This is a genomic window from Deltaproteobacteria bacterium (assembly GCA_020848905.1).
In the GTDB taxonomy this organism is placed as follows: Bacteria; Myxococcota_A; Polyangia.
On sequence record JADLHG010000045.1, the window covers coordinates 335,142 to 351,635 of the forward strand.

General features: G+C 71.3%; 14 protein-coding genes. 8 read left to right on the forward strand and 6 right to left on the reverse strand.

Annotated elements, in window-relative coordinates; translation table 11 throughout:
• Positions 1-53 precede the first annotated feature (53 nt).
• Positions 54-470 carry a hypothetical protein gene (locus IT371_21260; protein MCC6750210.1) on the forward strand — a complete coding sequence of 139 codons (417 nt, stop codon included), beginning with the start codon at positions 54-56 and terminating at the stop codon, positions 468-470.
• Positions 471-500: 30 nt separating this feature from the next.
• Here IT371_21260 and IT371_21265 read toward each other — a convergent pair whose 3' ends face one another.
• Positions 501-1,538, reverse strand: a complete 1,038-nt coding sequence (locus IT371_21265) for a metallophosphoesterase (GenBank protein ID MCC6750211.1) — start codon at positions 1,536-1,538, stop codon at positions 501-503.
• A 245-nt stretch (positions 1,539-1,783) separates the two neighbouring features.
• Between IT371_21265 and IT371_21270 the strand changes: the two genes are divergently transcribed.
• On the forward strand, positions 1,784-2,437 hold the full coding sequence (locus tag IT371_21270; GenBank protein ID MCC6750212.1) for an HAD hydrolase-like protein: 654 nt from the start codon (positions 1,784-1,786) through the stop codon (positions 2,435-2,437).
• A gap of 19 nt (positions 2,438-2,456) precedes the next feature.
• Here IT371_21270 and IT371_21275 read toward each other — a convergent pair whose 3' ends face one another.
• Positions 2,457-2,825, reverse strand: a complete 369-nt coding sequence (locus tag IT371_21275) for a heavy-metal-associated domain-containing protein (protein MCC6750213.1) — start codon at positions 2,823-2,825, stop codon at positions 2,457-2,459.
• Positions 2,826-3,101: 276 nt separating this feature from the next.
• Between IT371_21275 and IT371_21280 the strand changes: the two genes are divergently transcribed.
• A complete protein-coding gene (locus IT371_21280) occupies positions 3,102-4,223 on the forward strand; it encodes a hypothetical protein (GenBank protein ID MCC6750214.1) in 1,122 nt (373 codons plus the stop codon).
• On the opposite strand, the gene IT371_21285 is transcribed toward IT371_21280, so the two are convergent.
• From IT371_21285 to arfB, 3 genes are all read right to left on the reverse strand, one after another.
• Positions 4,217-4,822, reverse strand: coding sequence for a class I SAM-dependent methyltransferase (locus tag IT371_21285; protein MCC6750215.1), 606 nt, complete (start codon positions 4,820-4,822; stop codon positions 4,217-4,219). The two genes, IT371_21280 and IT371_21285, sit on opposite strands and share 7 nt — an antisense overlap.
• Before the next feature lie 8 nt (positions 4,823-4,830).
• Positions 4,831-6,453, reverse strand: a complete 1,623-nt coding sequence (locus IT371_21290; protein MCC6750216.1) for a peptide chain release factor 3 — start codon at positions 6,451-6,453, stop codon at positions 4,831-4,833.
• Positions 6,454-6,578: 125 nt separating this feature from the next.
• Positions 6,579-7,025 carry an aminoacyl-tRNA hydrolase gene (arfB, locus tag IT371_21295; GenBank protein MCC6750217.1) on the reverse strand — a complete coding sequence of 149 codons (447 nt, stop codon included), beginning with the start codon at positions 7,023-7,025 and terminating at the stop codon, positions 6,579-6,581.
• Positions 7,026-7,162: 137 nt separating this feature from the next.
• Between arfB and IT371_21300 the strand changes: the two genes are divergently transcribed.
• The 5 genes from IT371_21300 (at position 7,163) to IT371_21320 (ending at position 15,605) form a co-directional block, all read left to right on the forward strand.
• Entirely contained in the window at positions 7,163-8,488 is a 1,326-nt protein-coding gene (locus IT371_21300) for an insulinase family protein (protein ID MCC6750218.1), read from the forward strand.
• Complete coding sequence (locus IT371_21305; protein MCC6750219.1) at positions 8,485-10,056, forward strand: insulinase family protein; 1,572 nt, start codon at positions 8,485-8,487, stop codon at positions 10,054-10,056. The genes IT371_21300 and IT371_21305 overlap by 4 nt, the downstream gene beginning before the upstream one ends.
• A gap of 3 nt (positions 10,057-10,059) precedes the next feature.
• Entirely contained in the window at positions 10,060-11,688 is a 1,629-nt protein-coding gene (locus tag IT371_21310; GenBank protein MCC6750220.1) for a hypothetical protein, read from the forward strand.
• A 110-nt stretch (positions 11,689-11,798) separates the two neighbouring features.
• Positions 11,799-13,073, forward strand: coding sequence for a DUF1624 domain-containing protein (locus IT371_21315; GenBank protein ID MCC6750221.1), 1,275 nt, complete (start codon positions 11,799-11,801; stop codon positions 13,071-13,073).
• A 150-nt stretch (positions 13,074-13,223) separates the two neighbouring features.
• A complete protein-coding gene (locus IT371_21320) occupies positions 13,224-15,605 on the forward strand; it encodes a hypothetical protein (protein ID MCC6750222.1) in 2,382 nt (793 codons plus the stop codon).
• Positions 15,606-15,702: 97 nt separating this feature from the next.
• On the opposite strand, the gene IT371_21325 is transcribed toward IT371_21320, so the two are convergent.
• Entirely contained in the window at positions 15,703-16,452 is a 750-nt protein-coding gene (locus IT371_21325) for an alpha/beta fold hydrolase (GenBank protein ID MCC6750223.1), read from the reverse strand.
• Positions 16,453-16,494: the final 42 nt, after the last annotated feature.

Consider the following 16,494-nt stretch of genomic DNA (forward strand, 5'->3'; position numbering starts at 1 on the left):
CGACTTCCAAGGATGCTCTTTTCTCGCCGATCCCCCTCTGGCATCCTGGCCAGATGAAGGTCCCCGAATCCTCGCTGGTAGAAGTCGTCACGGAAGCCTCGAGCCGGATGAGCGACCCGAGCTACGCCAACGGGCAGGTGGAGCGCGTGATGCGCGCGCAGCCCGCCATCGCGCAGTACGTGGTGGCGCACCAGAAGGAGCTGGCGGTGGACGGGGTGGTCACGGTGCTCTTCCACACCTGTCTCATCCTGGACAGCGTGGTGAAGGCGACCGGCCGCCGGCCGACGCGCGTGAGCTACAACGACCTCGACGCGGCGGCGCAGATGGTCGGGAACGTCGAGCATCTGGCCAAGGACGAGCCCGCGCTCGCGTCGTACATCGCGAGCAACGTGGGAACCGAGGAGGGGGCGACCGGCGTCGTGGCGCAGACGCTCCTCGCGCAGGTGGCCAAGGCGCTGCTCATCGCCTGACGGGCTGGATCCCGGCCAAGGGGACCGGGTCTACGGCGCGGGGACGGGGACCGGGACCCGCTTGCCGCTCCCCGCCTCGTGGAGCTGGTTCCAGGGCTCGAGCGGTCGCCGCGGATCGAGGCGCAGGAAGGTCTGGTCCTCGAGGTGTCCGAACCAGACCTCGCGTCCCCGTACCTCGAGGGGGCTCGCCCACAGGTGGCCGTGGATGAAGAGCTGCGCCGGGCCGCCGAGCCCGAGCTCGCCGAGTGCCCTCTCGAGCCCCGCGGCCGCGTCGGCCGGTCCCTGACTCTGGCGCCGTAGCTGGTCGAAGGAGGGCATCCGCGCGCGGGTGAGGGAGACCGTCGCTCGCTCCGCGCGGCGCTCCACCTCGTCGCGGCCGATGGAGAACATCGGCGCGGAGTGCGCGAGCACGAAGCCGGGGCCGCTCGCCGCGATGGGCAGCGCGGCGAAGAAGCGCGCGAGCTCGCCCACGAACGCCTCGCCGAAGCGCGCGCCGAGGAACTCGCGCGTGCGCCGCACCTGCAGCGGAAGGTTCTGGCCCGCGACGGGTGCGAGGGGGCCCACGTCGTCGTGGTTGCCACGCAGAAGGTGCACGAGGCCCGGGTACCGGTGCTGGAGGTTCGCGACGCGTGTGAGCGTGCCGAGCGATTCGCCCATCTCGAGGGCCATCGCCTCGTCAGGCATGCCGCGCCGCCAGAGGCTTCCGCGATGCTCGCTGTGCATCACGTCTCCGAGGCAGACGAGCTGCACGCGTCCCTGGGCGAGGAGCGCGCGGTAGCTCTGGCCGAGCTCCGGGTCGCGCGTGCGGAGGACCGCATCCAGGTAGTCCCGTCGGCCGTGCAGGTCGGGGACGAGGATCGTGAGCAGGTCGGGTCGCAGGCGGAGCAGGCCCCCCTGGGCCTCGAGTGTTCGTCGGGCGGCGCGGAGCGGACGGAGGTAGCTCTGCGGCTGGAGAAGGCGGGCGGGCCAGCTCCCCGGGGGAACGGGCTCGGGGCGGGCGGGGACCTCCGCGCGGACGGGAGCCGCGAGAAGGGACAGCAGGAGCAGCCAGCCCCGGCGCCTGAGCATGGTGGTTGGAGTAGCAACGGCCGGGCCAGCGACGGGGGGATCGGCCCGGCCCCGGCCGGCGTGACCAAACGGGCAGCATGAATGCCGAAAGTCCCGGCCAGGCGCGGGCGGCGGTACGGGCGGGCCGCTCCGTCGGCCGACCGGACCAGGCGCCGCTGTCCGGAATTCGCAGGCCGCAAGGTCGCGTCGCACCAGGCGGACGCTAGGCTTCCCGACCCGAGCGATGTGCTAGGTTCGGCGGCATGCTGCAGGCCCGCGCCGTGCTCTTCGATCTGGATGGGACGCTGCTCGACACGCTCGGGGACCTGGCCGCGTCCACGAACGCCGTGCTCGAGGCCCTGGGCCTGCCGCAGCACCCGGACGCCGCGTACAAGGACTTCGTTGGCGAGGGGCTCGAGCAGCTCGTGCGGCGGGCGCTTCCCGAGGAGCACGCCGACGACGCGACGGTGGCGGAAGGGCTACGTCGCCTGCGAGAGCATTACGGCGCGCACCTGCTCGATCTCACGCGCCCCTATCCGGGGATCCCCGAGCTCCTCGACGCGCTCGTGGCGCGCGGACTGCCGATGGTGGTGCTCTCGAACAAGGCGGAGGACTTCACGGTGCGACTGGCCGAGGCGCTGCTCTCGCGCTGGCCGTTCGTCCACGTCTGGGGATCGGTGCCCGAGCGAAAGAAGAAGCCCGACCCCGGCGCCGCGCTGGCTCTCGCTACGGAGCTGGAGGTGGCCCCGTCGACGGTGGTCTATCTCGGGGACACGGGGATCGACATGCGCACCGCGCGGGGGGCGGGGATGCGGGCCGTCGGGGTGCTCTGGGGCTTTCGCGGGCCGGAGGAGCTGCTCGCGGCGGGGGCGGAGGCGCTCATCGCGCGGCCGGAGGAGCTGCTCGCGCTCCTTCGTTGACGCCGCTCTGGGGCGCGGCTCAGCTCGCCTTGACGACCTTCACCTTGTAGCCGAGCTTGGCGATCGCCTCGGCGATGGCCTCGGCCTTCACCTGGCTCGCCTTGTAGCGCACCACCGCGCGCTTCTCGGTGTGGCTCACCTCGGCCCCCTGCACGCCGGTGAGGGCGCGCACGGCGCTCGCGATCTTGCTGGCGCAGCCGCCGCACTTCATCCCTTCCACGGAGATCACGGCGGTGCTGACGCCGGGAGTCGCGGGGGCCTTGGTGCTCTCGCCCTTTTGCGCCGCGCCTTCCTTGGCCTGGCACGGGCAGGCCTGGCTCCGCAGCGGGGCGGAAGCGAGGCCGAGGGTCGCGAGGAGGGTTGCGCCGAGGAGAAACGTCGTCTTCATGGGTCGGACTCCAGATCGGGGTTACGCGGCGAAGCCTAGCCGACGGCAGGGGGTGAGGCTACCCGCGATCGCGCGCCGTTCGCGCGGCAGGTTGTCGCACCGCGATCGCGCGCCGTCCGCGCCGGCGACGGAGATCTCCGCCCCGGGAATCGGAGCGCCCTCTTCGAAAGTTGGCGGACGGTCGGACCAACCAGCCTGTAACCCCCGAGAATTCCGGCACCGGTTTCCTGGTCCGGCTCGTGCTCCCAGCCGGCGCACACGGAGGGATCACCGCTCATGACGCACTGCTCCCGGCTCGCGCTCTGCCTGGCGGTTCTGACGCTCGCTGCCTGTCACACCCTCGAGCCCGACCCCGGGGCGCGGCAGAAGACGAGCTGCACCAAGAGCTCCGCCCCCTCGCGCGGACCCCTCTCGGTGCAGAAGAGCCCCGTGGCGGCCGACGGCGGAGTCGACGGCGCGGTGGTCGTCGGTGACGGCGGCCCGGACGCGGGGGACGCGGCCGAGGAGCTCTGCGCGCCGGAGCCCGCGCCTCCCCCGCCGTATCCGGCCACGAAGGTGGTCTTTTACGGCAACCTCGGCACCTGGGGTTCGCTCGGCGTGGACGACCACGCCAAGACCTACCGCACGGCCGAGGAGGTCGCGGCCCGCTACGAGGAGCTCTGCACGCGGACCCGCACCCAGACCGGCCTCGGCGAGAAGCTCGCGTGTCAGGCGGACCTCATCGCCGTCTCGCCGCGCGGTCGGGTGGCGCGCACCGAGTCCGTGGCGCAGCTCCTCGTGGATCGCTATAAGGCGCCGCTGAGCCTGGACATCCGCTCCGACGGCCACGTCTCGCCGGCCGCCATCAAGGCCGAGGTGGAGCAGATCTTCCGCGGTAAGACCCGGATCATCTCCAAGGCCTTTCTCGAGAAACACCCCGTGGGGCTCTCTCTCGACTTCGAGCCCCAGATCTGCGACGGGGGCTACGGCGCCATCTCGGCCAGGGCCATCAACGGGATCTGCGGCGTGCACCGGCAGATCATGGCCGAGTACGGGCACGACGTGTCGAAGCTGGACTGCTTCCTCTACGAGTACGGCCGCCCCACCATCGTGGCCGACGGCGAGAACCTAGAGCCCTACGTCTACCCCATGCTGATGAGCGTCGCGGACCGGGACCGCGTGACGCGCGAGCTCGTGCGCGACAGGAAGCCCACCACGTCGGAGGCGGTCGTGAGCGCGGCGCTCGACCTGAAGGCCCTCTGGATCGACTGGATGCGGGACGAGTACAAGAACGCGAAGGTCACGGGCTGCATGTTCTTCACGGTGCCGTATCTGACCATCGGACAGCGCGACCACTTCTCGTTTCTCGAGGGGATGAAGCGCTTCGGCCAGAAGTGCGACGTCATCTCGTTTCAGTAGCCCGTCGGCCGGTAGACGCACAGGTTGTGGTAGGTCCAGCTCAGCGGGATCGCGGCCCCCTGCGCGCGTAGCGCCCCCTCGAGCGCGCCGGTCTCACGGCGATCGTAGCGCCAGCCGAGCTCCGCCAGGCGGGCGATCCAGTACCGTCGCGGCTGCTCGTTCACGTGGTGCGTGCCCCCCTGACCCGGCGGCGCGCACGAGAGGACGAGCAGTCCTGCGCCGCGGGTGATGGTCTCGAGCGCCTGCTCCGCGTGGGCCGCGTCGAGGTGCTCGAGCACGTCCAGGCAGAGCGAGAGGTCGTAGCTCCCCGGGACGAGTCCCTCGGGGAGCGGCTCGCGAAGGTCGGCGAACCGGACCTCCACCCCCGGCGCGCACAGGTCCGCGGGGACCGCGGTGCCCTCCACGCCGATGGCGCGCACCCCCAGCCTCTGCAAGGTCGCCAGGTGGAGCCCTGCCCCGCACCCCCAGTCCACCGCGCTCGCGGGGCGGAAGCGTCGGACGAGCTCCTCGGCGATGCGCGCGCAGCACCCCGCGTAGGTCGGGCTCGCCACCCCGTACTCGGCGAAAAACGCGCGCGTGTAGATGGCCTCGAGGCCCACGGCGTGCTTCAGCCCGCGGACCGTGACGAGCGCCCGGGTTGCACCGCGGCCACGAAGTGGACGTTCGGGTGATCCGTCTCGGCCTGGCGCAGCGACCAGTCCGTCTCGAAGAGCACCAGCGGACGCCCCTCCACGTCCAGCACGCACGAGGTAAACCCCGGCCGGTCGAAGCGATCGAGGTCCACGTCCCCCTCGATCCACCGGGCGTGCCGGAAGGGGAGCTTCTCGAAGGCGACCGACGCGCCGTACTCCGCCTTGAGGCGGTACTGGGTCACCTCGAATTGCAGGACCCCCACCGCGCCCAGCACCGGCTCGCGCGAGAGCCGTCGCCGGTCGAAGAAGAGCTGCACCGCCCCCTCCTCCGAGAGCTGGTCGAGGCCCTTCTTGAGCTGCTTGCGGCGCATCGGGTCCGCCTCGCGCACGCGCACGAAGTGCTCCGGCGAGAAGCGCGGGATCCCCTCGAAGTCGAGAGCCGTCGCCTCGCACAGGCTGTCCCCGATGCGGAGGATGCCGGGGTCCCAGAGGCCGATCACGTCCCCCGAGAACGCCTCCTCGATCTGGATCCGCTCTTGCGCGCGGAACTGAAAAGACTTCGTCAGGGACAGCGCCTTCCCGGTGCGCGTGTGGGTCACGGACATGTCGCGGCGGAAGTTCCCCGAGCAGATGCGGGCGAAGGCGATGCGGTCCCGGTGGAAGGGGTCCATGTTCGCCTGGATCTTGAAGACGAAGGCGGTGAAGCCCGCCGCGTCGGGCTCGAGGGGACCCGCGCTCGTCGTGCGGGTGCGCGGCGACGGCGCGAGGTCCACGAACGTCTGCAGGAAGGGCTCGACGCCGAAGTTCGTCATGGCGCTGCCGAAGAAGACCGGCGTCAGCTCGCCGCGGAGAAACCTCTCCTGGTCGAACGGAGGACACGCCCCGTCGAGCAGCTGGAGCTCCTCGAGGAGGCGGGCGTGCGCCGAGTCGCCGAGCGCGAAGCGGAAGGCGTCGTCGTGCACGTCGGTGATCTCCGCCGGCACTGGGCGAGCGCCCCCCAGGCCGCGCTCGAAGCGGAGCATCTGCCCGTCGCGTCGGTCGTAGACGCCCTGGAAGGTGGACCCCGAGCCGACGGGCCAGGTCCGCGGGTGGGTCGGGATGCCGAGCACGCGCTCGATCTCGTCGAGCAGGTCGAGCGGTTCGCGCCCGTTCAGGTCCAGCTTGTTGATGAAGGTGACGATCGGGATGCTCCGCATCCGGCAGACCTGGAAGAGCTTGATCGTCTGCGGCTCCACCCCCTTGACGCTGTCGATGAGCATCACGGCGCAGTCGGCCGCGGCGAGCGTGCGGTAGGTGTCCTCGGAGAAGTCGTTGTGGCCCGGCGTGTCGAGGAGGTTCAGCCGCCGCCCCGCGTAGTCGAACTGGAGCACGCTCGTCGAGACCGAGATGCCGCGCTGGCGCTCGAGCTCCATCCAGTCGCTGGTGGTCTGGCGTCCGCCGCCGCGCTGCTTCACCGAGCCCGCGAGGTGGATCGCGCCACCGTACAGGAGGAGCTTCTCGGTGAGCGTCGTCTTGCCCGCGTCGGGGTGAGAGATGATGGCGAAGGTGCGCCGCCTGGCGATCTCGGCCCTCGTTCGCGCAAATTCCGTGGCTGTCATCGGACAGGTGCTGCCTTCTTCGTCCGGTGGGGGGACGCGTCAGAGGGACACATGATAGGTAGACGATGGAGGGCACCAAGACAAGCCCCGCCGCGCGAGATCTCCCTCGCGGCGGACGCTCGGGGTCAGTCGTCTCCTCGGCGCGGGTCGCTGCGCCGCTCGCGTTTTCGCTCGCCGTGCTGGCGCTTGGTGTCTACGCGCTTGGCCTTGGCGCGCGCGCTGGGCCGGGTCGGCCGGCGCGGCTTCGGGGGTCGGAGCACCGCGAGCAGCAAGGCGCGCAGCTTCTCGCGGCAATCCTCGGCGTTCTGCGTCTGGCTGCGCTCCTTCTGGCTGGTGATGACGAGCTCGCCCTCCGCCGTGAGTCGCGCGCCGTAGCGGGCGCGAAGCCGGGCCTTGACGCTCGCCGGCAGGCTGGGGGAGGCGAGGGCCGCGAAGCGGAGCACGGCCTTCGTGCTCACCTTGTTCACGTTCTGGCCGCCAGCCCCCGAGCTGCGAACGTACGTGAGCTCGAGCTCCTCCTCGGGGATCGACAGGCCCAACTCGAGGATCAGTGCGCCGGCCGCGTCGTTCATGAGCCTCCACAGGGTACGGCGGATTTCTCGCCGTGAAAACTCGTCGCTTGCGAGGCGATCGTCCTTTGCCCGCTTCTGGCTTCCGAGGTTAAGCTGCCGTCGTGGCACGTCATCGATCGATTCTGCGGGTCGCAGCGCTGGGCGGGCTCGGGCTTCTGCTCGCGGCCGCCACGCCCTCTCCGAGCAAGGTCTTCCCCTACCCGCTGACCAGCGAGACCCTCGAGAACGGGCTGAAGGTGGTCTTCGTGCGGATGCCGACCCCCGGCCTCGTGGCCTACTACACGCTCGTGCGGGTGGGTTCGCGCAACGAGGTGGAGCCGGGGCACTCGGGCTTCGCCCACCTCTTCGAGCACATGATGTTTCGCGGCACGAAGAAGTACCCCGCCGAGGCCTGGGAGACGCGTCTCAAGGCGCGGGGCGTGGACAGCACCGCCTTCACCTGGAACGACCAGACGGTCTACACCTTCATCGCGCCCACGGAGGCCCTGCCGACGATCGTCGAGATGGAGGCCGACCGCTTCCAGAACCTGACCTACACCAAGCAGGTCTTCCAGACCGAGACCAAGGCCGTGCTCGGCGAGTACCACAAGAACTACGCCAACCCGACGGAGAAGATGGAGGAGGTGCTGCTGGACCAGGCCTTCTCGCGGCACACCTACAAGCACAGCACGATGGGGTTCCTCGCGGACATCCGGAAGATGCCCGCGCGCTTCGAGTATGGCCTGCGCTTCTTCCAGCGCTTCTACCGGCCCGACAACTGCGTCGTCTTCGTGGTGGGTGACTTCGACCGTTCGCGCGTGCTGGCCCTCGTGCGCAAGCACTACGGGAGCTGGCAAGGGAAGGCCGAGGAGCAGCGCCTCCCGGAGGAGCCTCCGCAGCGCAAGGAACGCCGGCGCCACGTCGCCTGGGAGACGGACACGCAGGCGCGCCTCATGGTCGGGTACCACACGCCGTCGCTCGGGACGGACCTGAAGGCGGCGGCGGCGCAGAACCTGCTCGGGCCTTACCTCTTCGGTGAGAACAGCCCGCTCTACCGGGAGCTGGTGCTGGACCGGCAGCTCGTGGAGTCGATGCATTCGCAGTACGTGGACACGCGCGATCCGCGGCTCTTCTACTTCCTGGTCACCCTGAGCACCGAGGGGCACCTCGCGGCGGTCGAGAAGCGCATCGCGAAGGCCGTCGCGGAGGTCGCGAGCGGAAAGCTCGACGCGCGTCGACTCGCCGACGTGCAGTCGAATCTGCGGTACGGCCTGCTCATGGGGCTCGAGGCGCCGGCTACGGTGGCGGAGACGCTGGCGCTGGCCGCCACGCCTACGGGGGATCCGGGGGCGCTCGATGCGCTCTACGACCAGATCGCGCGCCTGCGGCCGGAGGAGCTGGCCGCCTTCGCCAGGCGCTATCTCGTCCCCGAGAATCGGACCGTGGTGACGCTGACCGGTGCGGCGAGAAGGAGCCGCCCATGACGCGCCGGGACAGGTCCTCCGCCGTGCTCCTCTGCGCCTCGGTTGCACTCGCGCTCCTGGCCGCGGGCTGCAAGGCGCCGCCGCGGAAGCCGACACGGTCGCGACCCATCGATGCCGCCCCGCGGAAGGCGCGCCCCGCCGAGGAGATCCGGACGGTGCTCCTGCCGAGCCCCGAGGTGCCGATCGTCTCGGTGCGGCTGACCTTCCTCTCGGGCTCGGTGGACGACCCCAAGGGCAAGGAAGGGCTGACGGCGCTCACCGCGGCGCTGATGGTCAAGGGCGGCACCCTGGCGCTGACGGCCGCGTCGCTCCTCGAGCGACTCTTCCCGATGGCGGCCTATCTGGACGTGCGGGTGGAGAAGGAGATGACCACCTTCGTGGCCCGGGTGCACCGGGACCACTGGCCGCGGTTCGAGCCGATCCTGGTGGACGTGCTCCTCCGTCCGCGCTGGGACGCGAAGGAGTTCGCGCGGCTGCGCACCGAGGCGCTGAACGACGTTCGCAAGCATCTCCGGACCGGGGACGACGAGCTCCTGGGCAAGGAGGCGCTGCAGGGCCTGCTCTATCGCGGGCACCCCTACGGCCACTACGCCGGGGGGACGGTGCGTGGCCTCACCCGGCTGACCGTCGAGGAGCTCAAGGCGCACGCGCAGCGGGTCTTCACGCGCGCTCGCCTCGTGCTGGGCCTCGGGGGGGCGGTGGACGCGGCGCTGGCCGACCGCCTGGGCTCTGCGCTCGTCGCGCTGCCGGCCGCGTCGCAGGCGCGAACCCCGCTTCCCCCACCGCCGTCGCACCCCGTGCGCGTGCTGCTCGTCGAGAAGGAGTGCCGCTCCACGGCCATCTCGCTCGGGCATCCGCACGGGCTGAAGCGGGTGGATCCGGACTTCTTCCCGGCCTTCGTCGGGAACAGCGCCTTCGGGGAGCACCGCCAGTTCGGAGGGCGTCTCTTCGAGGCGCTCCGCGGGCAGCGCGGCCTGAACTACGGTGACTACTCGTACCTCGAGCACTTCGTGCAGGATGGGTACGGCACCTATCCGGCGCCGAGCGTGGCGCGGCGGCAGCAGTACTTCTCGATCTGGTTGCGCCCCGTCGAGCACCCGCACCGGGTCTTCGCGCTGCGCGCGGCGCTCCACGAGCTCGGCAAGCTCCTCGCGACCGGACTGACCGACGACGAGGTGACCCGCACCAGGGGCTTTCTGAAAGGCTACACGCGCATGTGGGAGCAGACGGTCGGCCGCCGGCTCGGCTTCGCCATCGACGACCTCTACTACGAGTCCGCGCCCACGCTCGAGGGGTTGCGGCGATCCCTGCCGCGCCTGAACGCGCGTCAGATCAACGAGGCGCTGAGGCGCCACCTCCGGCCGGAACAGCTCCGCATCGTGATGGTCACCAAGGGAGCCCAGGCCCTCCGCAAGGAGCTCCTGTCGGGGGAGGCTTCGCCGATCGTCTACCCGAGCCCCAAGCCGGCCGCGGTGCTCGCGGAGGACAAGGAGATCGCGCGGCACCCGTTGCGCCTTCGCCCCGAGGAGGTGGAGGTGCGGGCCGTGGACGAGCTCTTCGAGGAGTAGCAGATGGCGAAAGCGGTGCGTGGATGGATGGGCCTGGTCGCGCTCCTTTGCGGGGCCTGCCGGAGCACCTCGTCGGGGACGGACGCGGCCGGGCCGGTCGACGCCAGCGCCGAGCGTGGCGTGCGCGACGGGGGCTCCGACGGAGGACGCGACGGGCGCGCGGACCGTGGGGTGGACGCGTTCGTGCCGTTCTCGCTCCTCCTCACGGTGAACGAGATCCCCGAGGCGATGAACGGGAGCCAGGTCTACACCAACCTGGAAGGGAAGAGCGTCCCCTTCCGGCTCACCGTGCCGCGCGCGGGCTTCACCGTGGACGTGCTCTGGAAGGGGAGCCAGGCGAAGGGCGAGCAGCTCGAGGTGGTGGCGAACCAGCCCCTGGGCACGGGGGCCGGCCAGCTCCCGGCGGGGGCGAATCTGGCCTCGCGCTTCGAGCGCACCGCGGCGGGGCATCGTCTGCGCGTGACCCCCGAGCTCGCCGCGCCCGTCGGGAGCGTGACCTTCACCGCGCGGCTTCTCGACGGAGAGAGCCCCCGCGAGTCGGCGCTCACGGTGGACGTGGCCGAGCGGACGTTCCTGCTCGACCCCTTCCGGCTCGAGGACACCTGGCTCGTGGTCTTCAGCCGGGACCTCTTCACGGTGAAGCGGCAGAAGGACGCGGCGGGCAACCCCGTGGTGACGAGCGTGCCGGGAGCGAACGGCACCCCCGACTTCGAGGAGGACCTGAGGGCGGCGGGGCTCGGCACCGAAACGATGCTGCCGGCCTGCGCCGCGGCCAAGGGGCGGGGCGCGACGGGGACGAACGCGATCCTCGTCAGGTGGATGCGCCAGGAGATCGTCCGGGGCGTGCGCAAGGCCTACCTGCTGAACGCCGACGGCACGGCGACGGTCGATTCGGTGCGCCTCCGCGTCCTCGAGGAGGGGGAGGCCGGCGCGCCGGAGCTCGCGCGCTTTTCGCACCAGCGGCTCGCGGGCGGCGAGAGCGCCAAGAACTTCTCCGCCATCTCCGTGGGCGGAGGCGATCCGATCAAGCCGCTCCTCGGCCGGTCCAAGACCATCGACGTGAACAACCTGCAGAACGAGGACAACCTCTCCCCCGACTACGGGGTCTTCACCTCGAGCGCGCTGGCCCTGATGACCCGGGTCGCCGCCGTGGACGCCTCGGCGCGGCAGCTCCTGCAGATGTTTCTCGGCGACTTCGTGCCCGAGCTGGGCGCGGGGGGCAAGCCCATCGGCGAGCACGCCCTCGACGCCGAGATCCTGGCCGACGGCTTCGACCCGGCCAAGGGCACGCCGGGGGCCGCGGCGCGCTACCAGAAGCTCGCGCTCGTGGTGCAGATCCTCGGGCGGCTGGTCGGCGCGCTGACGGCGCACGAGATGGGCCACGCCCTCGGCCTCGTGCCGAGCGGTGCGCCCCCCTACGGGCTCTTCGGCGGTGAGAGGAACGCCGCGTTCGTGAATCCGGCGCGCACGACGCTCGGACACATCGACACCCCGGGCTTCAACATCATGGAGGCCGGGCCTGGCTCGGCCGGCGGCGCGTCGATCAACTTTGCCGACTACCTCTCCGAGCCGCGCTTCAACGAGCTGAACCGCGCCTACCTGCAGGGCCGCCTGCTGCTCTTGCGGCGGTAGGCCGGGGCGGGCCCGCGACGAACGGGACCCTGTCCCGGTCGCCCGCGCTTCACCCTTGCCAGGCGCCGGTACGACCAAGTAGGCTGCGCGCGACTCGAGGCAGCCTTCCCGTGTCCGACGCACCGACTACGCCCGCCCAGGCCCCCCTCCGACTCGAATTCATCGACGCGCTGCGCGGCCTGGCCGTGATCTTCATGATCCACTGGCACACGGCCGACGGCTGGATCTCGCCCGAGCTGCGGGAGACCCCCTGGTGGTCCCCGGTGCGTTCGATCGGTGGCTGGGCCGCGCCGCTCTTCTTCTTCGTCACGGGGGTGGCCGTCTACCTGATGGACGAGGTCTCGCGCCGCAAGGGGCTCTCGCCTGCGCAGGTGCTCTGGGCCGGGCTCTCCCGCGGGGCGGAGCTCATCCTCCTCGGGTACGTGCTGCGCTTCCAGATGTGGGCCACCGATCGCAAGGTGCTGTGGATGCCCGTCGCGTGGCCCGGGATCCTCTGCATCGTGGCGGCCTTCGTGGCCGGCTTCTTCGGACTGAGGTACCTGAAGCGCGTCCGCAAACCCGCCGGGGTGCTGCTCCCGCTGGCAGCCGTGCTCTTCGCCACGGGAGCTGTCCTCGAGGGGCGGCTCAAGCCCGACTGGCAGCGCGAGCTGCTGCGCCTGGACGTGCTGCAGGGGCTCGGCCTGTCGATCCTCCTCGTGGCGGGGGCCCGACACCTCTTCCCCGTGGTGCGCAGGCCCCTCGGCTGCATGCTGATCGGTTTCGGCATCGCACTGCTGAGCCAGCCGGTGAGCAACCTCCTGCCCGGGTTTCTCCCCGAGGGGATCGCGGCCTACGTCGGCTCGTGGGAGCTGCCGAAGGGGGTGCGCGCGATCAGCCTCTTCCCGATCTTTCCCTGGGGCGGCTACGCCTTCGTGGGCTGCGGGGTGATCACGCTCTGGCAGGACCTCGCGCTCCGGGGCAAGGGGCGCGCGGCAGTGATCTTCGCGCTCGTGGGGGCGCCGCTCACCCTGATCACCACCGAGGGCTTCCAGTTCACCTACAAGCTGATCAAGGCGGCTCCGTTCGTGCCGAAGCCGCTCCGGCTGCTCAACAAGACGGGGGTCCTGCTCGTGCAGTGGGGGGCGGCGGCGGTCTTCACCCCCGAGAAGGCCTCGCGCGTGACGCCACTGCGCACCCTCGGCAAGGCCTCGCTGATGATCTACTGGGTGCACCTGCCGCTGGCCTTCGGCCGGCCCGCGAAGCCCTTTCGCAACGCCCTCGGCTGGGGCGAGTGGGCCGTGGGGCTCCTGCTCCTGACCACCGCGATGTACTTCCTCTCGCTCCTCTGGCTGGGCCCCGTACGGGCGCGACTGCGCGGCAAGCGCGCGCCTTCCGCGGCGGCGTAGCACGACGCCAAGCTGGCTTCTCGAGCGGTCGCGCGGTGAGGTCAGGCGACCACCCCGGCGCCCCGCGAACTCGAATACCTCAGGTGTTCCAACGACCAGATCCTGGCGTGTGCCTTGCACTGGAGTGCCGGCACGCCACGGAGAGGCCCCATGTCCACGGTTCCGACCTGCGCCCGTCGGTCTGCACCTCGTTGGTTCGTCGCCCTCGCGCTCGGTTTCGTTGTCGCGCTGAGCCAGCTCGACGCGCGTGCGGCGGAGAGCGGGCCCAAAGGTGTGATGGCCACCTTGCGCTGGCTGTGGTCCCCGGTCGGTCGACTGGTGCAGCGGGTGCAGCGACGCTCGTCGTCGGACAAGGCCCTTTCCGCTTCGACCTCGCTCAACGGAACGGTGATCGGCGGCGCGCAGCCGACGGGCCGGCTGCTGGAAACGCAAGTGCCACCGCAGGCCTCCCCGAAGGGGAAGGCGCGGGTGAACTTGGGAAAGCAGGTCCCGTCGCTCGCCGGCGCGCTCGCCGCTCTCGGCCGCGACGATTCGGGCACCGCGCCGGAGATCGATACGATCGTACGGCAGCTCGGTTCCCTCGAGCGGCAGGTGGAGGGCCTCGCGCCTCAGGTGCGGCCGGCGGCGCAGGCCCGGTTCCGGCGAGCAGCGCTGCGCTACCGAGCGGAGATCAGAACCGAGCTCGACCGCCTCGGCCGCGAGCTCTTGGGCTCGGACGTGAAAGACGCCCAGGATAGCTTCGACACTCTCACGAGGCTTGCAACCCAGGGGGACAAGGCCTCTCGGACCTACGCGCAGGCTAAGCTCGACGCGGGGTTCGCGAGCCTGGTGGCGCGGGCGAGCGGGACGGGCAGCGCGGGCGACCAGGCGCGCGGGGTGTTGCGCAAGGTGATCGACGAGCTGCGCTTCCGCAGGGAGGACCGCCTCGTGTCTTTCCCTGCCAGCACGAGCCGGCAGCTTGTTGCGCTGGCCCTCGAGCGCGCGGAGTTCCGGAACAACGAAGACATCTATCGGGTGATCACTCCGATCCTGGCCCGTTCGCCGGCGCTGCGCCGGGAGCTGGCCTCCAAGCTGCGCGAGGCGCTCGCCTCCGCGGCCCCAGAGCGCGTGCGGGCGGCGCTGACCATCGTGCGGCAGATCGTGATGCAGGGCGGCCTGCAGAGCGGCGAGGTGGAGCTGGTCGCGGCGCGCTGGGCCGCGGGCCCGGCGCGGGTCACGGCGGCCTACCAGGCCGAGCTGATCGAGGCGATCGAGTACCTTTCTCCGCGGGCTCCCGCGCTGACGAAGGCCCTCGCGGCGGTCGCGCAGCAGGCTAAGCTTTCGAGCGAGCTGCGTCAGGTTGCGATCCGCGCGCTCGGCGAGGCCACGGAGCCTCCCTTGGAGGTGCTGCGCGCTCTCGCGCTGGCTCCGGACGGGACGATCCGTCGGGCGGCGGCCTCGGCTCTGAGCCAAGGCGGCCGAAGGGCGGTCGAGAAGGGGGATCGGGAAGAGGTCAGGCAGAATGTTGCGCTCGCCCTGACACGGCTCGAGCAGGAGACCGCCCCCTCGATCGTGTTCGGACACCTTCACACGCTACGGAGCTCGGGGGCGATGACCGTGGCGACGGCTGACGGCCGGAAGCTCCTGCGCTGGCTCGAGCGCCGGGCGAGCGACGTGAAGGCCTCGATCACCCTGCGCGGCTACGCCATCGACGAGCTGCGGAACTTCGAAAACCTGACGGAGCCGGACAAGGCGAGGATCGGTCTGCGCCTCCTCGAGCAGCTGCCGAGCCTTGCGGCGCTGGCTGACGCGCGGGCGGTGGTGCTGCCGACCATGGACGTGCTCGACGCGCTCCGGCCCTCCTCGCCGCGAGTCTTCGAGAAGGCGCTCGAGGTCTTGCCGCAGCTCCCCTCTTGGGAGTCGTGGAAGCTGACGGGCATCCTCGTGAATCTCGCGCCGCAGCTCAAGGCGCCGGCCATGCGGCGCAGGGCGATGCTCTGGTTGGTCGACCGCGCGCTCGCGCCCAGGGAGGGCCTCGACGCGGATTCCGGCATCGCGCGTTCGCGCCTGGCGCTCGCCGACATGCTGCACGCGCACGCCGACCCGGTGGTGGTGGCGACGGTGAAGCAGCGGCTTGCGCAGCTTCCCGTCGGGACCGGGGGCTACGCCACGGCCGCGGTGTCGATGCTGCAGCTCCTCGCCAAGCTGAAGCTCCCCGCGGGTCTCTGGCTCGCCGACCTCGCGCCGATCGTTGCTGCTCCCGAGGCGGGGCTGCGCACCGCCGCGGTGCAGGAGCTTGGCCGTCAGCTGCGCACCCTCCGCCAGGCCCGCGGCGCGCCGACGGCGGAGAAGGAGAAGATCCGCGGGACCGTCGGCCAAGCGCTCGCCCGCGCGGCCGCTGGGGCGGGGGAAGCGGGCGCCCTCGAGGCGCTGAGCCTGCTCGCGCACCAGGGGCTCGGAGGGGTCCCGGAGGTGCGGGCCACGCTGAGGACGATGGCCGCTTCGGCCGAGAGCCAGGTCGTGCGCGCGCGTGCCGGTGAGCTGCTGAAGTAGTCTCTTCGACCGAGGTGCCGAGCCCGGGGGAGGAGGGGTGAGGCGGAAGCGCCGTTGCCGGCGGGGAGCCCAGGCGCTGCGGGCGGGCGGCGTCCCCTCACAGCGCGGCCTGCAGGAAGTGCAGCGTGACCGCGAAGAGCTCCTCGCGCCAGGTCGGATGCTGGAAGGTGTGCCCGGCGCCCGCGATGCTGTGGCGCTGTCCACGTGCCCCGAGGGCGGCGAGCAGCCTCTGCCCCTCTTCGGGGGCGACTACCGGGTCTTCGGTCCCCTGCACCACGAGCCCGACCGCTTTCGCGCGCCGTAGCGCGGCGGCGGGGTCCACCTGCGCGAGGGTCGTGAGGAAGTCCGGACTCACGCGCGCCCCGCCCACCACGAAGGCCTCGGGACCGCTGCGCGCGATCCACGGGAAGTGACGGCCCGGGATCCCCACCGCGTTCCAGAGGACCAGGGCCCCCACGCGCGGGTCTTGCCCCGCCACGAGACTGGCCACGCAGCCGCCGAGGCTGAGCCCGATGAGGCCCAGGCGGTTCGCGTCCACGCCCGGCTCCGCTGCCACCCATTCCAGCGCCGCGCCCGCGTCTGCGACCTCGGTGAGCGGCGTCCACTCGTGGAACTCCCCATCGCTGTCCCCCGAGCCGTAGAAGTCGAAGCGCAGCACGAAGAACCCCGCTCGCGTCAGCCGCCGCGCCGTCTGCACGAAGAGGCGGTCCTGCTCGAGGTGGTGCCCCGTGAATCCGTGGAGCAGCAGCACCGCGGGGGCCGGTCCAGGCTCCTCCGGCCGGTGCACGAAGCCGCGCAAGGTCCCCTGCGGGCCACGCAGGCTCCAGGCTTCGACCCGCTCAGTCATGGGGGCGCTCCGGCCTCCCGGGGCGCGCGCCGTCGCTCGGAC